Origin of the sequence: Mesorhizobium sp., assembly GCF_005063415.1 — a bacterium.
Taxonomy (GTDB): Bacteria; Pseudomonadota; Alphaproteobacteria; order Rhizobiales; family Rhizobiaceae; genus Mesorhizobium.
In genome coordinates this window covers 1-7,155 of the sequence record NZ_SUEG01000206.1, presented here as the reverse complement: position 1 = coordinate 7,155, position 7,155 = coordinate 1, and the positions used below count along the sequence as shown (strand labels likewise).

General features: G+C 59.0%; 5 protein-coding genes. 1 reads left to right on the top strand and 4 read right to left on the bottom strand.

Annotated features, from left to right (window positions below):
* Nucleotides 1-162 precede the first annotated feature (162 nt).
* Complete coding sequence (gene carB, locus E5W70_RS29690; RefSeq protein WP_292664848.1) at nt 163-3,666, top strand: carbamoyl-phosphate synthase large subunit; 3,504 nt, start codon at nt 163-165, stop codon at nt 3,664-3,666.
* Nucleotides 3,667-3,748: 82 nt separating this feature from the next.
* Here carB and E5W70_RS29685 read toward each other — a convergent pair whose 3' ends face one another.
* From E5W70_RS29685 to E5W70_RS29670, 4 genes are all read right to left on the bottom strand, one after another.
* Nucleotides 3,749-4,363, bottom strand: coding sequence for a hypothetical protein (locus tag E5W70_RS29685; RefSeq protein ID WP_292664847.1), 615 nt, complete (start codon nt 4,361-4,363; stop codon nt 3,749-3,751).
* 77 nt (nt 4,364-4,440) lie between these two features.
* Entirely contained in the window at nt 4,441-5,550 is a 1,110-nt protein-coding gene (locus tag E5W70_RS29680) for a hypothetical protein (protein WP_292664846.1), read from the bottom strand.
* 598 nt (nt 5,551-6,148) lie between these two features.
* Nucleotides 6,149-6,610, bottom strand: coding sequence for a DUF6644 family protein (locus E5W70_RS29675; protein ID WP_292664845.1), 462 nt, complete (start codon nt 6,608-6,610; stop codon nt 6,149-6,151).
* Nucleotides 6,611-6,994, bottom strand: coding sequence for a DUF6152 family protein (locus E5W70_RS29670; protein WP_292664844.1), 384 nt, complete (start codon nt 6,992-6,994; stop codon nt 6,611-6,613).
* Nucleotides 6,995-7,155: the final 161 nt, after the last annotated feature.

Here is a 7,155-nt window from a genome sequence, read left to right as displayed (position 1 = left end):
CCCCTACCCCCCTACTCCCCTACTCCCTCATTTTCGGGGTTACATCCGGCAAAACTCTTCCCTATAAGGCCCTCCTAGCCTGATACCAGAATCGCGAGCACAACCGGCCGGGTCATCCCGTCCGGCTTTTTGTGCAAGCCGCCCGCCGAACGGACCCTCGACATGCCAAGACGCACCGACATCAAGTCGATCCTGATCATCGGGGCCGGCCCCATCGTCATCGGCCAGGCCTGCGAGTTCGACTATTCCGGCACCCAGGCCTGCAAGGCGCTCAAGGAAGAGGGTTTTCGCGTCATCCTGGTCAATTCCAATCCGGCCACCATCATGACCGACCCGGAACTGGCCGACGCCACCTATATCGAGCCGATCACGCCCGAAGTTGTCGCCAAGATCATCGCCAAGGAGCGGCCCGACGCGCTGCTGCCGACCATGGGCGGGCAGACCGCATTAAACACCGCTTTGTCGCTGCGCCGCATGGGCGTGCTCGACCGCTATCAGGTCGAGATGATCGGCGCCGATGCGCACGCCATCGACAAGGCCGAGGACCGCGCGCTGTTTCGCGAGGCGATGAACAAGATCGGCCTGGAAACGCCGAAGTCGATGTTGGCCAACGCCACCGACGTCAAGAATGCCGACCGCAAGACACACGAGGCCGAGCGCGCCGCGCTGAAAGCGGAAAAGCCCGAAAACCTCGATGCCGCGCTCGATGCGCTGGAGACGCGCTGGAACCTTGGCGAGGGCGACCGCAAGCAGCGCTATATCAGCCACGGCATGGCGATCGCCGCCCAGGCGCTCGACCATGTCGGCCTGCCCGCCATTATCCGCCCCTCCTTCACCATGGGCGGCACCGGCGGCGGCATCGCCTACAACCGCGCCGAATTCTTCGAGATCGTCCAGTCCGGCCTCGACGCCTCGCCGACCACCGAAGTGCTGATCGAGGAGAGCGTGCTCGGCTGGAAGGAGTATGAGATGGAGGTCGTCCGCGACAAGGCCGACAATTGCATCATCATCTGCTCGATCGAGAACATCGACCCGATGGGCGTGCATACGGGAGACTCGATCACCGTCGCCCCAGCGCTGACGCTGACCGACAAAGAATACCAGATGATGCGCAACGCCTCGATCGCGGTGCTGCGCGAGATCGGCGTCGAGACCGGCGGCTCCAACGTGCAGTTCGCCGTCAACCCGGCCGACGGCCGCCTGGTGGTGATCGAGATGAACCCGCGCGTCTCGCGCTCGTCCGCACTTGCCTCCAAGGCGACGGGTTTTCCCATAGCCAAGATCGCCGCAAAACTCGCCGTCGGCTATACGCTGGACGAGCTGGAGAACGACATCACCGGCGGCGCCACGCCGGCCTCGTTCGAGCCGAGCATTGACTACGTCGTGACCAAGATCCCGCGCTTTGCCTTCGAGAAATTCCCCGGCGCCGAGCCTGTACTGACCACCTCGATGAAGTCGGTCGGCGAGGTCATGGCCATTGGCCGCACTTTCCAGGAATCGCTGCAGAAGGCGCTACGCGGGCTGGAGACCGGCCTGACCGGTCTGGACGAGATCGAGATCCCCGGCATCGGCCACGGGAACGCGCCAGCCAGCCATGTCGATGACCGCAACGCCATCCGCGCCGCCTTGGGCACGCCGACGCCGGACCGGCTGCGCATGGTGGCGCAGGCGATCCGCATGGGCACCTCGCTGGAAGACGTGCACGCAATGTGCAAGATCGACCCCTGGTTCCTCGAGCAGATCGCCGGCATCCTTGCCATGGAGGATCGCATCCGCGAGCACGGCATCCCCGAGGACGCCGCCAATCTGCGCATGCTGAAGGCGATGGGGTTTTCGGACGCCCGCCTCGCGTCGCTAGTCAGGAAAGACGTCGAAGACGTCCAGAAGATTCGTGACAAGCTCGACGTTCATCCCGTCTACAAGCGCATCGACACGTGCGCCGCCGAGTTCGCCTCGCCCACCGCCTACATGTACTCGACGTATGAGGTCCCGTTCGCCGGCGCGCTCGCCAACGAGGCGCAGGTCTCCTCGCGCAAAAAGGTCGTCATCCTCGGCGGCGGCCCCAACCGCATCGGCCAGGGCATCGAGTTCGACTATTGCTGCTGTCATGCCGCCTTTGCGCTGCGCGACGCCGGCTTCGAGGCGATCATGGTCAACTGCAACCCGGAGACCGTGTCGACCGACTACGACACCTCCGACCGGCTCTATTTCGAGCCGCTGACGCCGGAAGACGTGCTGGAGATCCTGCGCGCCGAACAGGCCTCGGGCGAGCTGGTCGGCGTCATCGTGCAGTTCGGCGGCCAGACGCCGCTGAAGCTGGCCGACGCACTGGAGAAGGCCGGCATCCCGATCCTCGGCACCTCGCCCGACATGATCGACTTAGCCGAGGACCGCGACCGCTTCCAGAAGCTGCTGCACAAGCTCGGCCTCAGCCAGCCGAAGAACGGCATCGCCTACTCGGTCGAGCAGGCCCGCCTCGTTGCCGGCGAGCTCGGCTTCCCGCTGGTGGTGCGCCCGTCCTATGTGCTCGGCGGCCGTGCCATGCAGATCATCCACGACGAAAGCATGCTGCAATCATACCTGCTCGACACCGTGCCCGGCCTGGTACCGGAGGACATCAAGCAGAAATACCCCAACGACAAGACCGGCCAGATCAATACGCTGCTCGGCAAGAACCCGCTTCTGTTCGATACCTATCTCTCAGGCGCCATCGAGGTCGATGTCGATTGCCTCTGCGACGGCAGGTCGACCTACGTATCCGGCATATTGGAGCACATCGAGGAGGCCGGCATCCATTCGGGCGACTCGGCCTGCTCGCTGCCGGTGCACTCGCTGCCTTCGGAGCTCGTCGACGAGCTCGAGCGCCAGACGGCCGCCCTTGCCCGCGCGCTCAATGTCGGCGGCCTGATGAACGTGCAGTACGCGATCAAGGACGGCACCGTCTATGTGCTGGAGGTCAACCCGCGCGCGTCGCGCACCGTGCCGTTCGTCGCCAAGACCATCGGCCGGCCGATCGCGAAAATCGCCGCCCGCATCATGGCCGGCGAAAGCCTGGAAGACGCCTTCGCCCATTACGGCGCCATGCCCGACCCGCGCAATCCCGGCCACATCGCCGTCAAGGAAGCGGTATTCCCCTTCGCCCGCTTCCCCGGCGTCGATATCTTGCTCGGCCCGGAAATGCGCTCGACCGGCGAGGTCATGGGCCTCGACCGCGACTTCGCGCTCGCCTTCGCCAAGAGCCAGCTAGGCGCCGGCGTCGACCTGCCGCGCTCCGGCACCCTGTTCGTCTCGGTGCGCGATGAGGACAAGAAAGGCATCCTGCCGGCGGTCAAGCGCCTCGCCGGCCAGGGCTTCAAGGTGCTCGCCACCTCAGGCACCGCCCGCTTCCTCGCCGAGAACGGCGTCGCGGCGGAGAAGATCAACAAGGTGCTCGAAGGCCGCCCGCACATCGAAGACGCCATCCGCAACCGCCAGGTGCAGATCGTCTTCAACACCACGGACGGCCAGAAAGCGGTGTCGGACTCAAAATCGCTGCGCCGGGCGACGCTGATGCAGAAGGTGCCGTATTACACGACGCTGTCGGGCGCGGCTGCGGTGGCGGAAGCGATTGCAGCGCTGAGAGCTGGGAGCCTGGAGGTTCGGCCGCTGCAGGAGTATTTCGCCTAATGCGATTAGCCAATCTCCCTCCTTGTGGGGGAGATGGCCGGCAGGCCAGAGGGGGGCGCTGTCCCGTCAAGTCAGATCAGACCTAACCAGACGCGCCTCGCATAAATCTGACAGAAGCCTCGCCTGACAACGAATACGGGATGCGACCGCCGACAGCGCTCGCAGCAGCGGCGATATCAACCACAAGCTCTCGCCATTCCGCGTCTAAATGTGGAAACAGATCGTCGATGGAAACTGAGAAATTTCTTGCTGCGTCAGGACGATTTTCGAAATGAACAAACAGCGAGTTCGCGGACGCACGCCGAGCAAATCGGCCTAAATCGTCAGCTGAAATTTCAATCGTTCCGCCTCGCTTTCCATCAAATCTTACGCTCTCAGCTACGGCTATTGACTTGACGCTGGTAGCATGGACCTGGATAAACGGCAGCGGAATTCCTGTCTTAAGAAAATCACGTAGGTGAAATCTATTCATGCTGGTTATAACGTTAGCTAACAAGAACATTACAAACTGCTTGTCGCGATACTCAATGATGGCGTGGCTGACACAGCTAATGACCGCCGATATCCTCCCCACCGTTCCGACATCAGAAAAACCTTTCCTAAGCACGTCCATAGCGAGCGCAGTTCTACCGGAAGAGACCAAATTATAGTAGTATAAATATATATTCTGCTCGGTAATATTGTACTTTCTCAGCACAGAGATTTCGCGAGATATTCGCTCATCTCCAGAGCATATGGCGATGACTCTCTCCTCAACGCCGCCAAGAATATGACCTAGGCCCTGGCGAAGATTCTCTCTACCAAGCTTAGGCCCCTCTGCGATAAAAGAAAGTATCTCATTATTGGCGCTCCGATTAAAATCCCGATACATTTCAACCGTAAATTTCTCGTGACAGAAAAAGGCAGCAACCAGGTATTCCATGTAACTTTTATGCGGAAAATAATAAGCTCTATTCTTCTTCGTACCTGAGCTTTAAAGTACCTGTTTAGATATAAATCTATCTCGGAACCATTTAGAAGAGAAACTTCAACCTTTTCGATTTTTCCCTCTCCCTTATGGATCCCGCCAAAAAGAGAGTTCATTATTCTATTCTCCTCATCGTCGCTAAAAAATGAATCAGGACGGCCGAGAACAATTACTTTGGATCTCCCTTCGAAAAGAGGCTTCATCTGCTCAAATATAACCGCGAAATCATCGATGTCCATCGCGTGACGCATCACATCAAACCCATCCAAGATGAGTAGAAGCTTCCCGAGTCGCGCCATCTCTAGGAACAGTGCGTAAGAAAATTCCTTAACCGCCGGCCTCCCGTCAGCACCGCTCAGAGACGCACGGATTAACGCAGGCAAATCTTGCTTCGTGTACAAGCCGCCCAGTGAAAATCTTATTGGTATCCGGTCAAAATCGCCGGCAATGTATTCCTTTGAATAGTAAGAACTTACAAATAAACTATAGCTTGTTTTCCCAACTCCATATCCTCCGTAGACAACTAATCCGGACGAATCTGAGGTCATCCATTTTTTCGTGTATTCGAATACCGTCTGATCGCTGTCCATGATTCTGGAGTGTATAAAATTCTTAGAAGAGTCGTGATTTTCGAATTCAAGTATATTATCGGTAATGAGTAAACGAAAATTCATAAGGGACGATTGAAATCCCTCGAATGTTGTGTATGCAACTCCTGGGAGGTTGTTTATGGTAGACCTTGGCGACGACGCCAGCTCAATTCTCCCAACGATCCAAAGAGAATCTATTTCTCTGCTAATGATCGACGGGGAATACAGGTTGTATATCTTAGATATGTCTTCGCTGGTCAGCGACTTTTTCCAATCTTTTGCTTCAATAGCAACTTTTCTTGGAAAAATGACGTTGGTATCATCCACATAGAATACATCAGCTGTCGTGGCGGCGAGTCTTTTTTCTACGGTAACATCCCTGAATTTGACCCTCAGAAGCTGAGCAATGTTATCCCTTTAGTTCGGATCCCGCAATTTTCTGCACTTTGAATTTCCCCCAGTCCCCGAGACGAGGTTATCGCGCCACTTTCAACCCTAATCAACACGTTTGTTTCTCCTGCCCTCGGACCATTGTTCATTATCTTGGCGAGTAGGGCATTGCCGCGGACCACGTAGCTGAGCGGCCCGGAATTCCACCACAGTGAAACACCCATACTGCCGTTGCACGCTCCATTCCGCCCTGCCCCCTCTGAATCCATAAGGTTGCGCAGGATCTCGCTGATGGCAAGTTGGCGCGCAGGCCTGGCCGGAACTCGGAAACCTCCTTGACTCCACCGCGGCACACTCGTTCTCGATATCAAATTCCATCGGCCACGACGCCACCGGCACAAAGCTGTGCGCCTGCAGGCTCACCGCGAAGGTTCCCGTCGCGTCGATACAATGGCGCAGCGCCTTAGCGTCGCCTCGGCCCTGCTTGGGAGCTTGTCCGCCCGCCGCGGGAAACCAGTGCCGACGATCGCCTCAATCAGAGAAACCCAATAAACCGCCCCGCAAACAGCACGGACGTCCACAGCACCAGCGAAAGCATAGCGAGCACGGTCACGGCTCCACCGGCCGGCTCGTCACCGCCTTTTGCGCGGCGCACGAAGACCAAGAAGTTGGCGCCAGCGAGAAGGATAAGCCCCATCTTGGCGAGGAAGATCGGCATCGCCACATATTCGCTCGCCCTAACCGAAAACAGCAGCGACCCCGTGACGAGTGCTCCGCCAAACGCGCCCAATGCGGTGCGGCGCAGCAGTGTGACGAACGGCGCCTGCGGCAGCGCGCGGAAGGCGCCCAGGATCCTGAGGTCCATCAGCCAGACGCTGGTCAGCAGCGTGCCGATCGACATGATGTGCAGCGCATTGACTATGGGGTAGGCGACGAAGGAGGCCTTCAGTCCCCGCACAAGCGCGAGTTGCTCGATGCCGGCGAAAAACCCGTCCATTCAGGCCGGCGGCACGCGGTCGGGATAGACATCGTAGGTCTTGCCGCCGACGATGATGCGGACTGCCTTCATGCGCTTTTCACTATCGTCGCGCGAGCGATGGCCGATCGCCGTCACCTCGTCGCCGACCTTGGCAACACCTTCCTTGAAGCCGGCGGCAATCGTGCGGGACGGCGGCGCCATCTCCACCCGCCAGACCTCGCCCTTGGTGTCGACATCCAGAGTGGCGTGCGGATTGCCGATATAGATGGCCGTGATCTTGCCCTTGAGTTCGAAAAGCCCGTCCTGCGTCCACGACCAGCCATGATGGGCATAGGCTGCGGTGGCGCCGGCAAGCATCACCGCCGCTGCCAGCGTGACGTTCCGGTTGAAAGGTGACAGCATCGCTCGTCTCCTCGTTTCCGGCATTGAAGGGTAGGTCAGCGCGCGGCAGCGTCAAATCACATGAGGGCCTTTTGGGTCGCCGCGCTCCACAGCCACGGTAACGGCATGGATCCTAGGGTCTGCGCTCCGCTTCGCGTTCGCTCCGCCCTAGGATGACGAAG

Coding starts and splice junctions, on each gene's coding strand:
- carB (WP_292664848.1), top strand. CDS start 163: ATGCCAAGACGCACCGACATCAAGTCGATCCTGATCATCGGGGCCGGC.
- E5W70_RS29675 (WP_292664845.1), bottom strand. CDS start 6,610: ATGGACGGGTTTTTCGCCGGCATCGAGCAACTCGCGCTTGTGCGGGGA.
- E5W70_RS29670 (WP_292664844.1), bottom strand. CDS start 6,994: ATGCTGTCACCTTTCAACCGGAACGTCACGCTGGCAGCGGCGGTGATG.